Here is a 1446-nt window from a genome sequence, read left to right as displayed (position 1 = left end):
GAAAAGTTATGGCGATGGTGGTTTGAGAAGTATTAGAAAGTTTAGCCATCACTCTACCGAGGCTGAATCTTCTTTTAGCTTCTCCAAATTTGCCCTCTATCGAGTTACGAATTCTCTCGTCTTCTAAAGCTTGTTTCTTCGTTGACTTACTAATATTTGTCGAGGGTCTTCCTAAAGGGGGACCACTCATTCTAATTCCTCTTTCTTTGCACCAAGCTCGATTCTCGCGAGTTCGATAAATTCGATCTACATGAATTGATTCGGGATAGAAACCTGTGAACCATTTAAATTCTTCTACTTGTGTTTTTAAGTCTACAGATTCGTTAAAATTATCCCAACTAATCCGGTCTAGAAATACATAGCCGTTACGACAACTCGCTGACAGCTTTGCCCCAAATTCGACGGATTTCCCGGCTTTTCCTCTAACGATCGGGCGGATGTGTGGTTGTGTTAAACTTACTATTCTGTCCTCAATACTATGTGTTTTATTTTCATACATCCATAACTGTTGACGGTAGACTTCTGTGACTACTAATAGCATTTTATAATAATATTTAGTCAGCCACGTTAGCTCACCCATGGTCGCGATATGAGCTAAATTTCTTTTAATATATTGAAGTTGTTTTTTAATCGCTTTTCTTCGTTTTTTTTGTGATGGTCTTCGTTGCTTTGCTACTGTCAAGTATTCTTTTCTTGCTAGGTTTCGATAAGTTCTTGGCTTTTTTTTTTCGGGTGACTGAATTTGAGTGTGCAAAGCATCTATGATTGTTTCGGTTTGTTCCCTGGCTTGATTCAATATTCCTAAGTCGTTAGGATATTTAATGTCGGCTGGTGCGCAGGTGGCGTCTAATATTAATTTTCCTTGATTTTTCGGCTCGCTGATGTCCGATGACTTTTTATCGACTACTTTGCCTGGCGCTTCGGTCTGCTCTTTGACCATTTTTTCATTGATTTTATTGACGAGGTTGACACCTATTCTCTGTCTAAAATGAACCAACATAGATGAGTCGAATGGTGCTTGACTGCTATAGCTGGTCATGCCTAGAAAGTATTGTAAGTAGGGGTTTTCTCGGATTTGTTCTATTGTTTCGCGATCGCTGGTTCCTAACCTTTCTTTAATAATTAATGCTCCCAATGCCATCCGAAAAGATTTTGCTGGAGCTCCCATCTCTACGGAAAAGTTTTGAGCATATTCTGCTTCAAATGCTGACCACGGAATTAGTTTCGCCATGATTACCCAACGATTATCTTCTAACAATTGCCCCTCAAAAGGCAAGTCAAAGTTGGATGGCGGGTTTGGGGTTGGGTCAACTTTTCGGTACATTACGAAAGTGATGTTGTACTAGGCTTTGGACAGATTTTAGCTCATAAGCTTGCACACGCGGAGCGTTCAAACCAGTCAAAGTCTTTCTCTGTCCAGGTTTTAGGCTTTTTCGGCAAGCCCTA

At 40.2% G+C, this 1446-nt stretch carries 1 protein-coding gene; it reads right to left on the bottom strand.

The genetic code is table 11. The annotated features are described in order from the left end of the window. The coding region (locus QUB70_RS32495) for an IS5 family transposase (protein ID WP_332985924.1) at window positions 1–1324 on the bottom strand (1324 nt) is incomplete at its 3' end. Between the last annotated feature and the right edge of the window lie 122 nt (window positions 1325–1446).

This window comes from Microcoleus sp. A003_D6, assembly GCF_036702825.1.
In the GTDB taxonomy this organism is placed as follows: Bacteria; Cyanobacteriota; Cyanobacteriia; order Cyanobacteriales; family Microcoleaceae; genus Microcoleus.
Note: the sequence above shows the minus strand (reverse complement) of the source record. Positions and strands in the feature narration are given on the sequence as shown.